We start from the raw sequence: 19,165 nt of genomic DNA, 5'->3' as shown, positions 1-19,165 counted from the left end.
CGGGGCCGGCGGGGTCGGCGGGGAGTCAGCGGAAGACGTGCAGCGGCACCGCCTCGGCCATGGCCCGCATCCCGGCGTCGTTGGGGTGCAGGCCGTCGCCGGAGTCGTAGCGCGGGTTCAGCCGCCGGTGGTCGCGCGGGTCGCGCAGGGCCGCGTCGAAGTCGACGACGGCGTCGTACTCGCCGCTGGTGCGGATCCAGTGGTTGACCTGCTGGCGAGCCGCCTCGTTCTCCTCGCTGAAGAAGCCGAGGGTGTCGCCCTCGAACGGCAGGATCGTGCCGCCGATCGCCTTGATGCCGAGCTGGTGGGCGCGGGCGATGAGCTGGCGGTGCGCGTCGACGATCTGCTGCGCGGTGACGGTCTCGGACTCCGGCGCCGAGGTGCCCGGGTGGCCGAGGTCGTTGACGCCCAGCAGGACCACCAGGTACTCCGCGCCCGGCTGGGCGGCCACGTCGCGGTCGAAGCGGCGCAGCGCGCTCTCGCCGAAGAAGGCCGCGTAGCCCTCGGCGGGCGAGCCGGCCGGCGGGTTGGGGTCGTGCAGCAGGCGGTTGCCGCTGATGCCCTCGTTGAGCACGCCGCGCTCGGGCAGGCCCCGCGCGTGGCGCAGCCGTTCGGCCAGCAGGTCCGGCCAGCGCCGGTTGGCGCTGCGGGTGGTCTCGGCGCCGTCGGTGATGGAGTCGCCGAGGGCGACGATCGCGGCCGCGCGGTCGCGCTCGGGCGCCAGCACGCTGACCCCGGAGAGGAACACCCACTGCCCCACCGTGGCGGTCGGGGTGACGCTGCGGGCGCCGGTGACGTCGCCGGCGGCCACGACGTTGTCCTGGTAGGGGAAGGCGTGCACGGTGGTGACCGGGGTGGCCTCGGGCAGGTGGATGCTGACGACGAGGTCGCCGCCGTCGGGCAGGTCCAGCTGCACGGGGTCGCTGAGCAGCGGCGCGCCGGCGGGGACGGTCGTGGACGTGCTGCCGCCGAAGGTGAGCGTGCGGTCGGTGCCGGGCAGCACGTCGGTGCCGGTGGAGCCGTCGCGCAGCCCGACGTGCGCCTCGCCGACGACGAGCGGGCTGTCGCCGAACTCGTTGGTGAAGCGCACCTGCAGGCTGCCGCCGCCGATGCTGGCGTGCACGACCTGCCGGACGGTCTGGTCCTGCAGGACGGTGACGCCGGAGGCGGGCACGGCGGTGGGCGCGGTCGCCCAGGTGCCGATCCACTCCCCGCCGGTCCCGCGGCCGTGCGCGGAGCGCGCGTCGACCGCGCCGGGAGCGGCGGAGGTGGCGGTGCCGGCGCCGAGCACGAGGGCGCCGGTGAGCAGGGCGACGGCGCGCAGGCGCCGGGTGCGCCGGGCGCTCACCGGTGCGCTCCGCGCGTCGCGTGCTTCGCGGGCAGGGTGAAGCGCCAGCCGGCGGCCTTCAGTTCGGGGATCAGCGCTTCGACGGCGTCGACGGTGCCGGTGCGGTCGCCGCCGCCGTCGTGCATGAGGATCACCGAGCGCGGCACGAGGCGCTCGCGCACGCGCTGGACGATGAGCTCCTCGCCGGGCTCCTCCCAGTCGGCGACGTCGAAGGTCCAGCCCAGCGGGGCCATGCCGAGGCGCTCGGCCACCTGGGCGCTGACGCCCCAGGAGCCGTAGGGGGCGCGGAAGTAGGGGATCTCCGCTCCCGGCACGGCCCAGCGGATGAGGGCGTTGGTGGCCTCGATGTCGGCGCGCACCTGGGCGCGGGTGAAGTCGCCCATGTCGTCGTGCTGGACCGAGTGGTTGCACAGGGTGTGCCCCTCGGCGGCGATGCGGCGCACGAGGTCGGGGTAGCGCACGACCTGGTCGGCCTGCAGGCAGAAGACGGCCTCGACCCGGTTCGCCGCGAGCACGTCGAGCAGGCGGGCCGTCTCGTCCGCGTCGGTCTGGTCGTACGGGTCGTCACCGTTGGGGCCGTCGTCGAAGGTCAGGGCGACGGACTGCCCGCCGGCGCGCGCGGTGGTGATCGGCTCGGGCGCCTTCCTGCCCGCCTGCGCGGGTGCGGCGACCACCGTGGTGATCGCGGCGCAGGCGAGCGCTCCCGCGGCGATGCGGCGGGCGGCGCTCGAACGGGTGAGCCGGAGAACGGAGAGCTCCACTGAGCTACCTCCTCGTAGCTGGGATGAGGCTGTGAAGGTAGAGCCCACCACCCGGCTACCGCAAGGTTTCCGGAAGGGTCGGGGACGAGGACGGCGCCGCCCCGCCACTGCGGGACGGCGCCGTCGGCACCGCGCGGCTGGTCAGGCCCCCAGCAGCCTGCTGCCCAGCCAGCCGGCGACCTGGTCCAGCGCCACCCGCTCCTGCGCCATGGTGTCGCGCTCGCGGATGGTCACCGCCTGGTCCTCCAGGGTGTCGAAGTCGACGGTGATGCAGTACGGCGTGCCGACCTCGTCGTGGCGGCGGTACCGGCGGCCGATGGCGCCGGCGTCGTCGAACTCGATGTTCCAGTGCTTGCGCAGCTCCGCGGCCAGGTCGCGCGCCTTGGGCGAGAGCTGCTCGTTGCGCGAGAGCGGGAACACCGCTGCCTTCACCGGCGCCAGGCGGTGGTCCAGGCGCAGCACCGTGCGCTTGTCCACCCCGCCCTTGGTGTTCGGCGCCTCGTCCTCGCTGTACGCGTCGACGAGGAACGCCATGAGGGAACGGGTCAGGCCCGCCGCCGGCTCGATGACGTACGGCGTCCAGCGCTCGCCCTTGGCCTGGTCGAAGTAGGACAGGTCCACGCCCGACTCGCGCGAGTGCGTCGACAGGTCGTAGTCGGTGCGGTTGGCGATGCCCTCCAGCTCACCCCACTCCGAGCCGGTGAAGCCGAAGCGGTACTCGATGTCCACGGTGCGCTTGGAGTAGTGCGACAGCTTCTCCGCCGGGTGCTCGAAGAAGCGCAGGTTGGCCGGGTCGACGCCCAGGCCCACGTACCAGGACATGCGCTCGTCGAGCCAGTACTGGTGCCACTGCTCGTCCGTGCCGGGCTCGACGAAGAACTCCATCTCCATCTGCTCGAACTCGCGGGTCCGGAAGATGAAGTTGCCCGGCGTGATCTCGTTGCGGAAGCTCTTGCCGATCTGGCCGATGCCGAACGGCGGCTTCTTGCGCGCCGAGCCCATGACGTTGGCGAAGTTCACGAAGATGCCCTGCGCGGTCTCGGGCCGCAGGTAGTGCAGGCCCTCCTCGTCGTCCACGGCACCGAGGTAGGTCTTCATCAGGCCGGAGAAGTTGCGCGGCTCGGTCCACTGCCCGCGCACGCCGGTGTCGGGGTCCACCACGTCCGCCAGGCCGTTGGCCGGCGGGTGGCCGTGCTTGGCCTCGTACGCCTCCAGCAGGTGGTCGGCGCGGTAGCGCTTGTGGGTGACGAGCGACTCCACCAGCGGGTCGGTGAACACCTCGACGTGGCCGGAGGCCTCCCACACCTTGCGCGGCAGGATGACCGAGGAGTCCAGGCCGACGACGTCCTCGCGGGAGGAGACGACCGCGCGCCACCACTGGCGCTTGATGTTCTCCTTCAGCTCCACGCCCAGGGGGCCGTAGTCCCAGGCCGAGCGCGTGCCGCCGTAGATCTCACCCGCGGGGAAGACGAACCCGCGGCGCTTGGCGAGGTTGACGACGGCGTCGAGGCGGGAGGCGGAGCTGGACTGTGCCACGCGGGATCTCCATCCGGCTGGGTGTCGGCGGACCTGACCGCGCCGGTGGGGCGCGGCACCCCGCCACGGTGGCGGGGCGGTAGCGAGGCTACGCGCTGGGCGGGCGCGACCTCCCTCCGGGCGGGTGGTCCGGGCCGGTGGTCCGGGCGGGTGGTCCGGGTGCGTGGTGACGTAGAGTCCTCGGGTCGCAGTCCCACCCGGTCGCAGGTCGCGCCCGGCGCGCGGCGAGAGGAGCAGCCGTGGCCACGCCGGCCCGCCGGTCCACCCGGCAGCGTTCCGCCGTCTCCGCCCTCCTCGACGAGGCCGACGCCTTCCTGTCCGCCCAGGAGCTGCACGCCCGCCTGCGCGAGCGCGGCGAGAGCGTCGGCCTGGCCACCGTCTACCGGGCCCTGCAGGCCCTGGCGGAGGACGGCGACGTGGACGTGCTGCGCACCGACGACGGCGGCGAGGCCGTCTACCGCCGCTGCAGCACCGGCCACCACCACCACCTGGTGTGCCGCTCGTGCGGGCGCACCGTCGAGGTGGAGGGCCCCACGGTCGAGTCGTGGGCGCGGCGCGTGGGCGCAGCGCACGGCTTCACGCAGGTCGAGCACGTCGTGGAGGTGTTCGGCGTGTGCGCGGAGTGCGGCGTGCGCGCCGACCGCGGCTGAGGGGCACCCGCACCGCCGCGTCCACAGCTCCCCCCCGGCGCTCCGGCGCGCGCCACGCCCCGGGGCCTGAGCGCCGAGCGCGGTGACGGCAGGTAACGTCGCCTGCCGACCCTGACCCCCCACACCCGGGAGAACCACGTGAACCGCGCAGAACTGATCACCGCCGTCGCCGAGCGCAGCGGCGTCTCGCAGAGCGACGCCGACGCGGTGCTCGGCGCCTTCGGGGACGTGCTGCTGGAGGCCGTCGCCAAGGGCGACGCGGTCAAGCTGCCCGGCCTGATGACGGTCGAGCGCGTCGAGCGCGCCGCGCGCACGGGCCGCAACCCGCGCACCGGCGAGACCCTCGAGATCGCCGCCTCCTTCGGCGCCAAGCTGACCGCCGGCTCCAAGCTCAAGGCCGCCGCCGCCGGCTCCTGACACCCCCGCCGGGGCGGGGCCCGGCACCGTCGCGGCCCGTCCCGGCGAGGCCCCGGGTTCCCGCCGGCGGCGCGGACGCGCAAGACTGCCCGCGCCGCGCCCGTCCGGGCCGGTGCACGAGTCCGGCAGTGAAGGCACCACGTGACGGGGTCAGCGTCGACACCGCACCACCAGGGAGGCGAAGGCCAGCAGTCATGAGCACGCGCACCGACACCCCCACCCCCGCCCACGGCCCGCTGGCCGTCGACGGCGTCTCCTCCGACGAGGGTCACGCGGCCCTGCGCGCCTCCGTGCGCCGGCTCGGGGAGCTGCTCGGCGAGTCCCTGACCCGCCACGAGGGCGCCGACCTCCTCGAGCTCGTCGAGCAGGTGCGCGCCCTGGCCCGCGAGCCCGACGACGGCGCGAAGCTGGCGCAGCTGCTGTCCGGCGTGGACGACCGCACCGCGATCGTGCTGGCGCGGGCGTTCACCGCCTACTTCCAGCTCGCCAACGCCTCCGAGCAGCTGCACCGCGGCCTGGAGCTGTCCCGCCAGCCCACCGGTGGGCTGGAGACGGCGCTGGAGCGCCTGCGCGAGGCGATCGCCTCCGGCGAGGCGGACCCGGAGGCCGTGCGCGAGGTGCTCGGCCGCCTGCAGCTGCGCCCGGTCTTCACCGCCCACCCCACCGAGTCCAGCCGCCGCTCGGTGCTGGACCTGCTGCTGCGCATCACCGCCAACGTGGAGGCCTCGGAGGACCCGCAGCAGCGGCCCACCGACGCCGAGCGCGGCCGGCGCCGCCTGGCGGAGCTGGTGGACCTGCTGTGGCAGACCGACGAGCTGCGGGTGGAGCGCCCCCGCCCGGCCGACGAGGCCCGCTCGGCGCTGCACTACCTGCGCACGCTGTCCGCGGACGTGCTGCCGGACCTCCTGGAGGACCTCGAGGTCGGCCTGGCGGGCGCCGGCGCGGCCCTGCCGGCCGGTGCGCGCCCGCTGCGCTTCGGCAGCTGGGTCGGCGGCGACCGCGACGGCAACCCCAACGTCACCCCCGAGGTGACGCTGGAGGTGCTGGGCCTGATGCACGAGGCGGCCCTGGACGTGCTGTCCGCGGCCGTGCGCGACCTGCGCACCGAACTGGCCGCCTCCACGCAGATCGTCGGGGCCTCCCCGGAGCTGACGGCGAAGCTGGAGCGCGACGGGCGCCTGCTGCCGGAGGTGCGCGCGGACCGCGAGCGCCTCAACGGCGAGGAGCCGTACCGCTTCGAGCTGTCGTACGTGCTGGCCCGCCTGGAGGGCACCCGCGCCCGCCTGCGCAGCGGCGCGGAGCACGTGGACGGCCTGGACTACGCCGGGCCGGAGGAGTTCGTCGCCGACCTGCGCCTGCTGCAGGAGTCGCTGCGCGCCAACGACGGCGAGCTGGTCGCCGACGGGTCGGTGGCGCGGCTGCTGCGCACCGCGCAGGCGGTCGGCTTCGGCCTGGCCACGCTGGACGTGCGCGAGCACGCCGAGCGCCACCACGCGGCGCTGGCGGCGGCCTACGACCGCCTCGGCGAGCTGGTGCAGCCGTACGAGTCGCTGGACCGCGAGTCGCGGCGGCGCCTGCTGAGCCGGGAGCTGACGGGGCACCGTCCGCTGATCGGTGCCGCGGTGCGCTCGCTGACGGGCACGCCGGCGCAGGTGATGCAGCTGTTCGCGACGGTGCGCACCTGCCTGGACCGCTTCGGCGACGACGCGATCGAGAGCTACATCGTCTCGATGACGCAGGGCGTGGATGACCTGCTGGCCGTGGTGGTGCTGGCGCGCGAGGTGGGCCTGGTGGACCTCGCCGACGGCGGGGGCCGCGAGGGCGGGCCGGGGGACGTCGCTCGCATCGGCTTCGTGCCGCTGTTCGAGACGGTCACGGAGCTGGAGGCGGCCGAGGAGTTGCTGGAGGGGCTGCTGGCGGACCCCTCGTACCGCCGCGTCGTCGCCGCCCGCGGCGACGTGCAGGAGATCATGCTCGGCTACTCCGACTCCTCCAAGGACGGCGGCATCGCCGCGTCCCGCTGGCAGATCCACCGGGCGCAGCGCGCACTGCGCGACGTGGCCCGCCGGCACGGGGTGGTGCTGCGCTTCTTCCACGGTCGCGGCGGCTCGGTCGGCCGCGGCGGCGGCCCGACCGGCGAGGCGATCCTGGCGCAGCCGTACGGCACGCTCGACGGGCCGATCAAGGTCACCGAGCAGGGCGAGGTGATCTCCGACAAGTACCTGCAGCCGCGCCTGGCCCGGCACAACCTGGAGGTGGCGCTGTCCGCGGCGCTGGAGGCCTCCACCCTGCACCGCAGCGCCCGCGCGGGTCGCGGCGTCCTGGACGTGTGGGACGCCACGATGGACGTGGTGGCCGCGGAGGGCCAGCGCGCCTACCGGGCCCTGGTGCGCGACCCGGGGCTGGTGCGGTTCTTCCTGGCCGCCACGCCGGTGGAGGAGCTGGGCCACCTCAACATCGGCTCGCGGCCCTCGCGCCGCCCCGGCGGCACCGGTGGGCTGGAGGACCTGCGGGCGATCCCGTGGGTGTTCGGCTGGACGCAGAGCCGCATCAACGTGCCCGGCTGGTTCGGGGTGGGCTCGGGCCTGGCGGCGGCGCGCGCCGCGGGGCACGGGGAGGCGCTGCGGCGGATGTACGCCGAGTGGCACTTCTTCCGCAGCTTCGTCTCCAACGTGCAGATGACCCTGGCGAAGACGGACCTGGGCATCGCGGCGCACTACGTGGAGGAACTGGTGCCGGCCGGGCAGCGCGGCGCGTTCGACGTCATCCGCGCCGAGCACGCCCGCACCCTGGAGCAGGTGCTGTGGGTGACGCAGCAGGAGTCGCTGCTGGAGACCACCCCGGTGCTGCGCCGCACCCTGGAGCTGCGCGACGCCTACCTGGCGCCGCTGCACGCGCTGCAGGTGAGCCTGCTGGGCCGCGCCCGCGCCGCCGGTGACGGCGTGGACCCGGCGCTGCGCCGGGCGCTGCTGCTGACGATCAACGGCATCGCGGCGGGAATGCGCAACACGGGCTGACCCGCTGCCGAACGCACCGGCAGCCGTTCCCAGCCGCGCAGCACCCGCGTGGTGGTGCGCCGCGCACCGGGCGCGAGGTGCAGGTCCGGGAACCGCTCGAACAGGGCGCGCAGCCCCACCTCCCCCTCCAGCCGGGCCAGGGCCGCGCCGAGGCAGAAGTGCCGGCCGCCGGAGAAGGCGAGGTGCTCGCGGGCGTTGGCGCGGCGCACGTCGAAGCGGGCCGGGTCGTCGAAGACGTGCGGGTCGCGGCCGGCGGCGCCCAGCAGGAGCACCACCCGCCGGCCGGCGTCCACCGGCTGCCCGGCCACGACGGTCTCGCGCAGCGCGCGGCGGGAGGTCAGCTGCACCGGCGCCTCCAGGCGCAGGGACTCCTCCACCGCGCCCGGCCACAGCGAGGCGTCGGCGCGCGCGAGCGCCAGCTGGCCGGGGTGCTCCAGCAGCAGCGCCGTCGCCGAGCCGAGCAGGTTCACGGTCGTCTCGAAGCCGGCGGCCATCAGCAGCCCGGCGGTGGCGCGCAGCTCGCGGTCGCTCAGGCGCGCTCCCCCGCCGTCGGACCCACCGCCGGCCCCGCCGGCACCCGCGTCGCCGCCCTCGTCGTCGGTGACGGCGAGCAGACCGCTGAGCAGGTCGTCGCCGGGGTGGCGGCGCAGGTGCTCCAGGTGATCGCCGATCCAGGCGTCGAAGGCGCGCAGCGACCTCTCGACGGCGCGGTGCTGGCGCCACGGCGCGGCGACCTCCAGGCTGCCGGCCACCCCCGCGCCGAAGGCGCGCACCTCCTCGCGCCGGTGCGCGGGCACGCCGAGGACCTCCGCGATGACGGCGACGGGCAGCCGCAGGGCGTAGTCGTGCACGACGTCGACGACCGGGCCGCGCGCGGCCAGCTCGTCGAGCAGCTCGGCGGCCAGCTGCTCCACCCTCGGCCGCAGGCCCTCCACGGCGCGGGCGCTGAAGACCTTCGAGACCAGGCGCCGGTAGCGGGTGTGCTCGGGCGGGTCGACCGCGAGCATCGACGGCGGCTCCACGGGGTGCACGGGGCGGCCGCGGTCCGTCCACGCCGCCAGCGGCCGCAGCTGCGGCACCGGCACCTCGTGCACCGAGCCCACCCCGAAGTCGGCGCTGCCGAGCACCTCGCGCACGACCGCGTGGTGGGCGCTCATCGTCGTGAACCGGCCGGTGAGCAGCGGCCCGGCGGCCCGGACCCGCTCGTGGAAGGCGTACGGGTCGCGCCAGGTGGCGGGGTCGGCCAGCAGCAGGGACTGCAGGTCGCCGCCCCGGGCGCCGCGGCGCACCGCCAGGCGCGGCAGGCCGTGCTGCAGGCCCCAGCGCAGCGCCAGCCGCGCCTCGCGCACCACGGGGTCGGCCGCGGCACCCAGGGCGTGCACGGCGCTCACGCGGGCGAGGCCCCGGGCGCGGCGGGGGCGTCCGGGGTGTCGACGGCGCCGCCGTAGCGGCGGTCGCGCTGCGCGTACGTCTCGATCGCCGCCCACAGCGCGCGCCGGTCCACGTCCGGCCACAGCACGTCGGAGAAGACCATCTCGGCGTAGGCGGACTGCCACGGCAGGAACCCGGAGGTGCGCTGCTCGCCGGAGGAGCGCCAGAACAGGTCCACGTCCGGCATGTCGGGCTCGTCGAGGAAGCGGGCCACGGTGCGCTCGTCGACGCGCTCGGGGTCCAGCCGGCCGGCGGCGGCCTCCCGGGCGATGGCGCGGGCGGCGTCGGCGATCTCGGCGCGGCCGCCGTAGTTCACGCACATCGTCAGGGTGCAGACGGTGTTGTCCCTCGTCAGCTCCTCGGCGGCCTCCAGCTCGTTGATCACGCTGCGCCACAGGCGCGGCCGGCGGCCCGCCCAGCGCACCCGCACGCCCCAGGAGTGCATCTCGTCGCGGCGGCGGCGGATGACGTCGCGGTTGAAGCCCATGAGGAAGCGGACCTCGTCGGGGCTGCGCTTCCAGTTCTCCGTGGAGAACGCCCAGGCGGACACGTGGGTGACGCCGACCTCGATCGCACCGGCCACGACGTCCAGCAGGGACGCCTCACCGCGCTTGTGCCCCTCGTTGCGCGGCAGGCCGCGCTGGTTGGCCCAGCGGCCGTTGCCGTCCATGACGATCGCGACGTGCTTGGGCACCAGCTCCGGCGGCAGCTGCGGCGGGCGCGCCCCGGAGGGGTGCGGCGGGGGCGCCTGGACGGTGCGGGGCGCGGGCGCCGCGGCGGCGCGGCGCCCGAGGGTGCGTCGTGCGGGGGTGCTCACGAGGCCCGAGCTTGGCACGGGTGCCCGGGTGCGCCCGCTCAGACCCGCTCGACGTGCTTCAGGGAGCGGATGCCGCGCTCGAGGTGCCACTGCAGGAACGCGGCGACCAGGCCGCTGGCCTCGTTCCGGCAGCGGTCCTCGCTGGCGTCGGCGAGCGCCCAGTCGCCCGTCAGCAGCGCGCCCAGCAGCTCCAGGGTGCGCGGGTCGGGGGCGGCGGAGCCGGGCGGGCGGCAGGCCGGGCAGACGGCCCCGCCGGCCGGCACGGAGAACGCGCGGTGCGGGCCGGGTGCGCCGCAGCGGGCGCAGTCGGCGAAGCTGGCCGCGTACCCGGCCACGGCCAGCGAGCGCAGCAGGAAGGCGTCGAGGACCATCGGGGCGGCGTGCTCGCCGCGGGCCAGGGTGCGCAGCGCCCCCACGAGCAGCAGGTACTGCTGGGTGCTGGTCTCCCCCTCCACCTCGGTGAACCGCTCGGCGGTCTCCAGCAGGGCGTGCCCGGCGGTGTAGAGGCCGTAGTCGGCGGCGATGACCGCGCCGAGGGGGGCGAGGACGTCCACCTGGGTGACGACGTCGAGGGTGCGGCCGCGGTGCAGCTGCACGTCCACGCACGTGAACGGCTCCAGGCGGGCGCCGAAGCGGGAGGAGGTGCGCCGCACGCCCTTGGCCACGCCCCGCACCCGCCCGTGGTGGCGGGTCAGCAGGGTGATGACGCGGTCGGCCTCGCCGAGTTTGGTGGTGCGCAGCACGACGGCCTCGTCCCGGTAGCTGCGCGGTCCCCCGATCCCACTCACCCGGCGAGCCTAGACTGCGGCACCGACACGAACCCCCGGGCGCGGCGCGCCGCCCGCACCGCTCAGGCGCTCTCCACCCGGTCGCCGCCGGCGCGGCGGGCGCGGGTGCACGCCGCGTCGGCGGCCGCGAGCGCCTCGGCGGCGGCCGCGGGGCCCGCCACGCCCACCGAGGCGGTCGTGCGCAGCCCGGGCGCCAGGCGGGACCACGGCTCGGCGCGCACGGCCTCCAGCAGTCGCGCGGCGACCTCCGCCGGTGCGGGACCGGCGCCGTCGGCGGGCAGCAGCGCGACGAACTCGTCGCCGCCGTACCGCACGAGCACGTCGCCGTCGCGGCAGTTCTCCCGCAGCAGCTCCGCCACCCGGCGCAGCACCGCGTCGCCGGTCTCCGGGCCGTGCGCGTCGTTGGCGGCGCGCAACCCGTCGAGGTCGACCAGGACGGCGCTGTAGCGCTGGTCGGGGCGCTCGAGGACCTGCTGCAGGCGGCGGCGGTTGCCCAGCCCCGTCATCGGGTCGGTCAGCGCCGCGCGGCCGCGGCGCTCGTCCTGACCGGCCATCTCGTGCTGGCGGATGCGGTCCTGCAGCGCCTCGAACCGGCTCTCGCGGTCCTCCCAGAGCCGCGACAGCGAGATGCGCGCCAGCTCGGCGAGCGCGTCGGCGGCCTCGTGGCCGCCGTGGTGGCGCACGGCGTTGTCGGCGCGGACCTTCAGCGCGGTCAGGCCCCACACGTCCAGCTGGGTGCTGGAGGAGGTGCGCTGCACGGCGGCCAGCATCTCGCGCGCCCCGTCCTGGTCGCCCTCGGCGGACAGCGACATCGCCAGGCCGACGCGGGCGATCTGGGTCTCGACCAGCTCCTCGCGCTGCCGGAAGGCGGCGGCGGCCGCGCGCAGCCGCGCGGCGGCCAGGGCGGGTTCCCCGGCGCGGTGCAGGACGAAGCCCTCGATGGCGTCGGCGCGCGCCCGCATCTCCGGGTAGCCCACCTCCCCCGCCAGCCGGCGCATCCGCGCCGCGTGGGCGAGGGCGCGGGCGTAGTGCGGGCCGGTCTCGCCGGAGCGGCCCACGACGTCGAGCATGGCCCCCCAGGAGACCTCCAGGACGGCGGCCTCCTGCACGACGTTCAGGCGCACCCGCGCGGGCGGGAACGTCAGGGAGAGCATCAGCTCGGTGAGCTCGTCGGCCGGCTCGAACAGCGCCAGCGCGCGCAGCGCCAGGGCGACGGACATGGTCGCCGAGAGGTGGTCGTAGGTGCGCACCGGCTGGGCGGTGACGATGAGCTGCGCCTCGGCGAGGTGGTCCATCGCCAGGGCGGTCATGCCGAGGTCCACGCGGGCCTCGGCGAGCAGGGACAGGGCCTTGGCGCGCCAGACGGGGTCGGCGCGGGGCCCGAGGCGCTCCAGCAGGTGGCCGGCCTCCTCGGCGGCCTCGGCGGCGCGGCCGAGCTGCTGCAGGGCCACGCAGCAGATGAACTGCAGGTACCGGGCGGTGCGCTCGTCACCGCTGCGCTCGCACAGCACCAGGCCCTCCCGGGCGGCCTGCACGGCGCGCTCGCCGTAGCCGTCCAGGTAGAGGCGGTGCGCGCCCTCCGCCAGGGCGTCGAAGGGCCCGAAGGGCCCGAGCGGCTCCAGCTCGCGCCCGGCCGCTCCGGCTGCGGGTGCAGCGCTGACCACGTCCATCGCCCCCTGTCCCGCGCACGCTCGAGCACGGTTGGTGACTGATCTTAACGGTGAGCACGCCGGTCGCAGCCGGAACACCCGGCGTGTCCGCGTTCAAGCACCGGGTGCGGGCGCCTGCGGGCGGCCCGCCGCCGCACGGCGACGGACCGCCGTCCCTCAGCGCAGGGCGCGGTTGACCGCCGAGACGATCGCCTTCAGCGACGCGGTGGTGATGTTGGCGTCGATCCCGACCCCCCACAGCACGCGGTCACCCACGGCGCACTCCACGTACGCCGCGGCGCGGGCGTCGCCACCGGCGGACAGGGCGTGCTCGGCGTAGTCCAGGACGCGCACGTCCACGCCACCGGCGGGCAGCCCGGCCAGTGCGGCGCAGAAGGCGGCGATGGGCCCGTTGCCGGTGCCGGCCACCGTGGTGCTCACCCCCGCGTCCAGGAGGTCCACCTCCAGGGCGTCGGCGCCGTCGACCTCGGCGACCGAGCGGGTCGCGCGCAGCGCCAGGCGCCCCCAGTCGGGGGTGCCGGAGGGCGAGGGCAGGTACTCGTCGGAGAAGATGGAGAAGATCTCCGCGGCCGAGACCTCCCCGCCGGCGGCGTCGGTGCGCTCCTGCACCACGCGGCTGAACTCGATCTGCAGCCGGCGCGGCAGGTCCAGCTGGTGCTCGCTCTTGAGCAGGTACGCCACCCCGCCCTTGCCGGACTGGGAGTTGACCCGGATGACGGCCTCGTAGCTGCGCCCGACGTCCTTGGGGTCGATGGGCAGGTACGGCACCGCCCACTCGTGCTCGTCGACGCTCCTGCCGGCGGCGGCCGCGTCGTGCTCCATCGCCTCCAGGCCCTTCTTGATGGCGTCCTGGTGCGAGCCGGAGAACGCGGTGAAGACCAGGTCGCCGCCGTAGGGGACGCGCTCGCCCACGGGCAGCTGGTTGCAGTGCTCCACCGTGCGGCGGACCCGGTCGATGTCGGAGAAGTCGATCTCCGGGTCGATGCCCTGGCTGAACAGGTTCAGCCCCAGGGTGACCAGGTCGACGTTGCCGGTGCGCTCGCCGTTGCCGAACAGGCAGCCCTCGATGCGGTCCGCGCCGGCCAGGTAGCCCAGCTCGGCCGCGGCCACACCGGTGCCGCGGTCGTTGTGCGGGTGCAGGGACAGGATGACGTTCTCGCGCTGCGCCAGGTTCCGCGACATCCACTCGATGGAGTCGGCGTAGACGTTGGGGGTGGTCATCTCCACCGTCGCCGGCAGGTTCACGATCACCTTGCGCTCGGGCGTGGGCTCGAACACCTCGACCACCGCGTCGCAGATGCGCCGGGCGAACTCCAGCTCGGTGCCGGTGTAGGACTCCGGGGAGTACTCGTAGTAGACGGTCGTCCCGGGGATCGTCTCCTCGTACTTGCGGCACAACCGCGCGCCCTGCAGGGCCAGGTCCACGATGCCGTCCTCGTCCATGCCGAAGACGACGCGCCGCTGCAGCACCGAGGTGGAGTTGTACAGGTGCACGATCGCCTGCTTCGCCCCGCGCAGGGACTCGTAGGTGCGCTCGATGAGGTGCTCGCGCGCCTGGGTCAGGACCTGGATGCGCACGTCGTCGGGGATCAGGTCCTGCTCGATCAGGGTGCGCACGAAGTCGAAGTCGGTCTGGCTGGCCGAGGGGAAGCCCACCTCGACGTCCTTGTAGCCCATCTCGACGAGCAGCTGGAACATCCGCAGCTTGCGCTCGGAGTTCATCGGGTCGATCAGCGCCTGGTTGCCGTCGCGCAGGTCGACCGCGCACCAGCGGGGCGCCTTCGTGATCCGCTTGTCGGGCCAGGTGCGGTCGGGCAGGTCCACGGCGATCTGCTCGTGGAAGGGGCGGTACCGGTGGTACGGCATCGACGACGGCTTCTGGGGGTTCTCCACAGCTCAAGCTCCTCTACGCGGGACCGGGGTGTGCTCGGCCGGCGCGCACGACGAGGTCCCGCGACGGGGAGACCGGCCTAGCTGGCCCCGCCGCGGCGGCGAAGGAGGAGGATCTCCCAGCGAGCCACAGCAGCACCGTACGCCCACCCCGCGGGCAGCGTCCACGCGGGGCGGGCGTACGTCCGGTGCCCGCTCAGCTCTCGTCGCGGGGGTTCAGCTGCTCCGGGTCGCCGTCGGGGTCGTCCTGCGGGCCGGGGTCGGCGGCGGCACCGTCGCCGGTGCTCACGCCGCGCAGGTCGCGCGGGTTCAGCTGGCCGGGGTCGGCGTCGGGGTCGGTCTGCTCGGTGCTCGGTTCGCTCACGGCTCCACCTTGCACCGGCTCCCCGCTCCCGGCACCCCGGGCGGTGCGGAGTTCTCTTGACGTCGAGAGACCCGCCGCGGAGAGTGCTCCCCGTGACGGTGCAGTGGGACGCGCAGCAGTACGCCCGGTTCTCCGGCCCGCGCAGCCGGCCGTTCCACGAGCTCCTCGCCCGGGTGGCGGCCGAGGCGCCGGGCGAGGTGGTCGACGTGGGGTGCGGCAGCGGCGAGCTGACGGCCACCCTGGCGCGGCGCTGGCCGGGCGCACGGGTGCGGGGCCTGGACCCCTCGCCGCAGATGCTCGCGAAGGCCCCGCGCGACGCGGGCGTGACCTTCTCCCCCGGCACCGCCGAGGAGTTCGACGCCACCGGCGTGGACGTCGTGGTCGGCAACGCCGTCCTGCAGTGGGTTCCCGGGCACCGGGACCTGCTGCGGCGCTGGGCGCGGCAGCTGCCCGCCGGCGGCTGGCTGGCGTTCCAGGTGCCGAGCAACTTCGACGCCCCCTCGCACCGGCTGATGCGCGAGCTGGCCGGGGCCCCGCGGTGGCGCGGGCACCTGGAGGGAGTGCTGCGCGGGGCGGAGTCCGTCGACTCCCCCACCGGGTACCTGGAGGTGCTCGCCGGTGCCGGGCTGGAGGCGGACGTGTGGCGCACCGAGTACCTGCACGTGCTCACCGGGGAGGACCCCGTGCTGGAGTGGGTGCGCGGCACGGGTCTGCGCCCGGTGCTCGCGGCGCTGCCGCAGGACGCGGCGGAGGAGTTCACCGAGCAGTACGCTCGGCTGCTGCGGGAGGCGTACCCGCCGCGGCCCTGGGGCACCCCCTTCCCGTTCCTGCGCACCTTCGCGGTGGCGCGCAAGCCCTGAGGCGCCCGGGCGTCAGCCGCGCACCAGCTCCCCCGGCAGCAGCGAGCCGATCCAGCCGTCGAGGCGCTCGCCCCGGTGCACGAGCAGCCCGCGCACCTCCCCCTCGCGGCGGAAACCGCACTTCCGGGCGACCCGCCAGGAGGCGGTGTTGCCGACGACGGCCTGCCAGTGCACGCCCGCCAGGCCCAGCTCGTCGAAACCCCACGCCAGGGCCAGGCGGGCGGCCCGGGTCATCACCCCGCGCCCGCGCGCCCACGGGGCCAGACCGAAACCGATCTCGGCCCAGCCGCCCTCGCGGTGCCGCAGGTCGAGCGAGCCGGCGAAGCGCCCACCGGCCTCGATCGCCCACCCGGCGACCTCGCCGCGCTCCCAGGCGGCCGCGAGCCCGGCGACGAAACCCTCCGCGTCGGCGCGGCCGTACGGGGTGGGCACCGTCGTGAACCGCACGGAGTCCGCGTCGCGGCACTGCTCGACGATCGCGTCGAGGTCGCTCTCGGCGTGCCGGCGCAGCAGCACGTCGCCGTCGCGCAGTCGCGGCTGCTCGGGCAGGTCCCAGGTCTCGGCCACGTCCCGAGGCAACCGCAACGGCGCCGGGCCGTCCAGCGGGTTTCCCCGCGGACGGCCCGGTCGCCCCACCTGCGATCGCCTCAGCTGCGGTTGCTCGCCACCCGCCGCTCCACCAGACCCAGCACCACGTCGGAGAGCTTGCCCAGCAGCGCCAGCAGCAGGATCGCCAGCAGCACCTGGTCGGTGCGCCCCACGTTCTGCCCGTTCGTCATCTGGTACCCCAGCCCCATCGAGGCGGAGAGGATCTCGGCAGCCACCAGGAACAACCACGCCTGCGCCAGCGCCAGGCGCAGCCCCGACAGCAGCGACGGCGCCGTGGCCGGCAGCAGGATCTCGGTGAACAACCGCACCCCGCTGCGGCCGTAGGCCCGGCCCACCTCCACGAGCGCCGGGTCGAGGTGGCTGAGCGCGGAGTGCACGGTGGTGTAGACGGGGAAGAACGCCCCGATCGCGATCAGCACGATCTTCGGGGTCTCCCCGATGCCGATCCACAGGCCCAGCAGCGGCACCCACGCCAGCGACGGCACCGCCCGCAGCGCCCCGATCGTGGGAGCCAGCAGCGCGGAGACCGAGCGCAGCAGACCGGTCAGCCCGCCGAGCACGACCCCCAGCCCCGCACCCCACAGGAAACCCAGCAGGACCCGCTGCGTGCTGATGGCGATGTTCAGCTGCAGGTCCCCGGCGCGCCACATGTCGACCGCGGCGCGCAGCACGTCCGCCGGCGGGGGCAGCTGCACGCGCGAGAACACCCCCGCGGTCGAGAGGAGCTGCCAGGTCACCAGCAGCGCCAGCGGCACCAGCGCCCCCAGCAGCCACCGACCGGAACCCGTGCGGCGGGCGGCGGGCGCGTCCGCCGCCACCGGCCGCTCCGGCGCGCTCACGCTCACGCCGAGGCCGCCTTCTCGGCGAACTCGGGCGCGAACAGCCCGTCCAGGGCCGTCAGCGCCTCCTCCTCGGAGCGGACGTCGCCGTTGGCGGCCATGAGCGGGATGACGCCCTCCAGCACCGTGCGCTGCGCGTCGCCCGGCACCGGGTCGATGTCCAGGCCGGTGCGCTCGGTGAGGACCAGGGAGGCGACCTGCGGGTCCAGCTGCGCCTGCTCCGCGTACAGCGCCACGAGCTCGTCGGGGTTCGCCAGCGCCCACGCGCGCGCCTGCTCGTAGGCGTCGACGACCTGCTGCACGAGCTCCGGGGAGCTCTGGATGAACTCCTCACGGGCGTTGAGCACGCCGTAGGTGTTGAGGTCCACGTTCCGGTACAGCAGCCGGGAGCCGTTCTGCACCTCGGTGGCGGCCATGTTCGGGTCCAGCCCGGCCCAGGCGTCCACGTCACCGCGCTCCAGGGCCGCGCGGCCGTCCGGGTGCTGCAGGTTCACGATCTCCACGTCGGAGGCCGACAGGCCCGCCAGGTCCAGCGCCTGGCGCAGGAAGAAGTACGGGTCGGTGCCGGTGGTGGCGGCGATCCGCTTGCCGCGCAGACCCGCCACGTCGGTCACCGTCGAGTCGGGCCCGACGACCAGGGCGGTCCACTCCGGCTGCGAGTACACGTCGACGGTCTGCACGGCCTGGCCGTTGGAGCGCGCCTGCAGCACCGCGGCACCGGCGGTGGAGGCCAGGTCGAGGTTGTCGTTGCGCAGGAACTCGTTGGCCTTGTTGCTGCCCAGGGACTGCTCCCACTGCACGGTCAGCCCCGCGTCCTCCAGGATCCGCCGCTCGCGCACCACCAGGCTCAGCGGGTTGTAGTAGGCGTAGTCCAGGCGCACGGTGTCGCCGCCGGAGGCGGAGCCGGCCGCCGCGGTGGCGCTGGAGGAGGACTCCCCCTTCACGCAGCCGGCCGCGCCGAGGGCGACGCCGCCGAGCAGGGCACCCAGGGCGGTGCGGCGGGCGAAGGGACGCGGGGCGTGGGACACGGTTCTCTCCAGGGGGAAGCGGTGCCCGCGGGCACGGCGGGACACGGGGTTTCGGTGTGCGCGTTCGGGTGCGCGGGTCGCAGCCGCGCGGGTTCGCGCGGGGTTCCGGGAGCGGTGGTGGGGTGCGGTCAGGCGTGGGAGCGCGGTACGCCGAGGAGCTCCAGCAGCTCCACCCGCAGGTGGGCGAGGTCGGCGTCGCCGCGGTCGCGCGGCCGGGGCACGTCCACGCGCAGGTCGCGCACCACGTGCGCGCCGGCGCGATCCTCGGTGGTGCCGAGCACGAGGACCCGGTCGGCCAGGTGCAGCGCCTCGTCGACGTCGTGGGTCACCAGCAGGACGGTCGCGCCGGTGCTGCGCTGCACGTCGTCCAGCAGGTCCTGCATGCGCAGGCGGGTCAGGGCGTCCAGCGCGGCGAACGGCTCGTCCATCAGCAGCACGCCGGGCCGGCGCACGAGGGCGCGGGCCAGCGCGGCGCGCTGGGCCATGCCGCCGGAGACGCGGCGCGGGCGGTGACCGGCGAACCCGGCCAGGCCCACGGTCTCCAGCCGGTGCAGCACCTGCGCGCGGCCCTGCGCGCGGGGAGTGCCGCGGGGCAGGCCCAGGGCGACGTTGCCGGCGAGGTCCCGCCACGGCAGCAGCCGGGGCTCCTGGAACACCACGCCCGTGCGCGCGTTCACCCCGCGCACCACCTCCCCGCCGACCTCGACGGTGCCCGCGGTGGGCGCGTCCAGCCCGGCGACCAGCCGCAGCAGGGTGGACTTGCCGCTGCCGGAGGCGCCCAGGAGGGCCACGGTGCTGCCGGCGGCGATGTCCGCGTCGACGCCCGCCAGGACGTCGTGGGTGCCGGCGGGGGTGCGGAAGGCGCGCCCGACACCGCGCAGGGCGACACCGGCGGCCTCGACGCGCTCGGCGCCGGGCTCCTCACCGCGCACGGCGGCGGGCTCTCCCGCGGCACGGAAGGCTGACTGGGTGGGCACGGCCGACACTGCTCCTCCATCGCTCCTGGCGTGAGCACCGCACCCGTCGTTCCGGCCAGGGAACGTCAGGAGGTTGCTGCGGCGTCGTCGAGCCAGGTCTCTCGGCCGCTCTGGATGGGTGAGGACATCAAACGCGACACGAAGCGCACCTGTCAAAACAGGT

Annotated in this window: 16 protein-coding genes, 1 pseudogene and 1 riboswitch; of the genes and pseudogenes, 4 read left to right on the top strand and 13 right to left on the bottom strand. The window is 75.4% G+C overall.

Going from position 1 to position 19,165, the window contains the following annotated elements:
- Positions 1-25: 25 nt before the first annotated feature.
- The 3 genes from V9U69_RS01485 to V9U69_RS01475 form a co-directional block, all read right to left on the bottom strand.
- Positions 26-1,348: an SGNH/GDSL hydrolase family protein gene (locus V9U69_RS01485; protein ID WP_337059512.1), complete on the bottom strand. Its 1,323-nt coding sequence runs from the start codon at positions 1,346-1,348 to the stop codon at positions 26-28.
- Positions 1,345-2,109, bottom strand: coding sequence for a polysaccharide deacetylase family protein (locus V9U69_RS01480; protein WP_337059511.1), 765 nt, complete (start codon positions 2,107-2,109; stop codon positions 1,345-1,347). Before V9U69_RS01480 ends, V9U69_RS01485 begins: the two co-directional genes overlap by 4 nt.
- Positions 2,110-2,250: 141 nt before the next feature.
- Positions 2,251-3,645, bottom strand: coding sequence for a glycine--tRNA ligase (locus V9U69_RS01475; protein WP_337059510.1), 1,395 nt, complete (start codon positions 3,643-3,645; stop codon positions 2,251-2,253).
- Between the two features lie 239 nt (positions 3,646-3,884).
- On the opposite strand from V9U69_RS01475, the gene V9U69_RS01470 reads away from it, so the two are divergent.
- The 3 genes from V9U69_RS01470 to ppc all read left to right on the top strand — a co-directional run bounded on the left by V9U69_RS01470 (position 3,885) and on the right by ppc (position 7,729).
- On the top strand, positions 3,885-4,295 hold the full coding sequence (locus V9U69_RS01470) for a Fur family transcriptional regulator (protein ID WP_337059509.1): 411 nt from the start codon (positions 3,885-3,887) through the stop codon (positions 4,293-4,295).
- A gap of 138 nt (positions 4,296-4,433) precedes the next feature.
- Complete coding sequence (locus tag V9U69_RS01465) at positions 4,434-4,712, top strand: HU family DNA-binding protein (RefSeq protein WP_242129366.1); 279 nt, start codon at positions 4,434-4,436, stop codon at positions 4,710-4,712.
- A gap of 194 nt (positions 4,713-4,906) precedes the next feature.
- Entirely contained in the window at positions 4,907-7,729 is a 2,823-nt protein-coding gene (gene ppc, locus V9U69_RS01460) for a phosphoenolpyruvate carboxylase (protein WP_337059508.1), read from the top strand.
- 101 nt (positions 7,730-7,830) lie between these two features.
- Here ppc and V9U69_RS01455 read toward each other — a convergent pair.
- The 6 genes and pseudogenes from V9U69_RS01455 to V9U69_RS01430 form a co-directional block, all read right to left on the bottom strand.
- A pseudogene (locus tag V9U69_RS01455) lies at positions 7,831-8,223 on the bottom strand (cytochrome P450); the annotation flags it as partial.
- A gap of 893 nt (positions 8,224-9,116) precedes the next feature.
- Complete coding sequence (locus V9U69_RS01450; protein ID WP_337059507.1) at positions 9,117-9,977, bottom strand: isoprenyl transferase; 861 nt, start codon at positions 9,975-9,977, stop codon at positions 9,117-9,119.
- Between the two features lie 38 nt (positions 9,978-10,015).
- Positions 10,016-10,765 (bottom strand): DNA repair protein RecO, encoded by a 750-nt coding sequence (gene recO / locus V9U69_RS01445; protein WP_242129358.1) that lies wholly within the window; start codon positions 10,763-10,765, stop codon positions 10,016-10,018.
- A gap of 62 nt (positions 10,766-10,827) precedes the next feature.
- Positions 10,828-12,435 (bottom strand): GGDEF domain-containing protein, encoded by a 1,608-nt coding sequence (locus V9U69_RS01440; RefSeq protein ID WP_337059506.1) that lies wholly within the window; start codon positions 12,433-12,435, stop codon positions 10,828-10,830.
- Between the two features lie 156 nt (positions 12,436-12,591).
- Entirely contained in the window at positions 12,592-14,328 is a 1,737-nt protein-coding gene (gene leuA, locus V9U69_RS01435; protein WP_337059505.1) for a 2-isopropylmalate synthase, read from the bottom strand.
- A 193-nt stretch (positions 14,329-14,521) separates the two neighbouring features.
- The gene (locus V9U69_RS01430; protein WP_337059504.1) at positions 14,522-14,689 is read right to left on the bottom strand and encodes a hypothetical protein; all 168 of its coding nucleotides are present in this window, start codon (positions 14,687-14,689) and stop codon (positions 14,522-14,524) included.
- Positions 14,690-14,781: 92 nt separating this feature from the next.
- Between V9U69_RS01430 and V9U69_RS01425 the strand changes: the two genes are divergently transcribed.
- Positions 14,782-15,549, top strand: a complete 768-nt coding sequence (locus V9U69_RS01425) for a trans-aconitate 2-methyltransferase (RefSeq protein WP_337059503.1) — start codon at positions 14,782-14,784, stop codon at positions 15,547-15,549.
- A gap of 12 nt (positions 15,550-15,561) precedes the next feature.
- On the opposite strand, the gene V9U69_RS01420 is transcribed toward V9U69_RS01425, so the two are convergent.
- The 4 genes from V9U69_RS01420 to V9U69_RS01405 form a co-directional block, all read right to left on the bottom strand.
- Positions 15,562-16,116, bottom strand: coding sequence for a GNAT family N-acetyltransferase (locus V9U69_RS01420; protein ID WP_337059502.1), 555 nt, complete (start codon positions 16,114-16,116; stop codon positions 15,562-15,564).
- A gap of 80 nt (positions 16,117-16,196) precedes the next feature.
- Positions 16,197-17,003, bottom strand: a complete 807-nt coding sequence (locus V9U69_RS01415) for an ABC transporter permease (RefSeq protein WP_337059501.1) — start codon at positions 17,001-17,003, stop codon at positions 16,197-16,199.
- Complete coding sequence (locus V9U69_RS01410; protein WP_337059500.1) at positions 17,000-18,025, bottom strand: aliphatic sulfonate ABC transporter substrate-binding protein; 1,026 nt, start codon at positions 18,023-18,025, stop codon at positions 17,000-17,002. The genes V9U69_RS01415 and V9U69_RS01410 overlap by 4 nt, the downstream gene beginning before the upstream one ends.
- Positions 18,026-18,153: 128 nt before the next feature.
- Positions 18,154-18,957 (bottom strand): ABC transporter ATP-binding protein, encoded by an 804-nt coding sequence (locus V9U69_RS01405; protein ID WP_442907536.1) that lies wholly within the window; start codon positions 18,955-18,957, stop codon positions 18,154-18,156.
- A gap of 58 nt (positions 18,958-19,015) precedes the next feature.
- Positions 19,016-19,123, bottom strand: a riboswitch (SAM riboswitch).
- Between the last annotated feature and the right edge of the window lie 42 nt (positions 19,124-19,165).

It is taken from the genome of Kineococcus sp. G2 (genome assembly GCF_037154035.1).
Lineage (GTDB): Bacteria > Actinomycetota > Actinomycetes > Actinomycetales > Kineococcaceae > Kineococcus.
The sequence above is the reverse complement of the archived record's forward strand: the minus strand, read 5'-3'. Positions and strand labels throughout refer to the sequence as shown.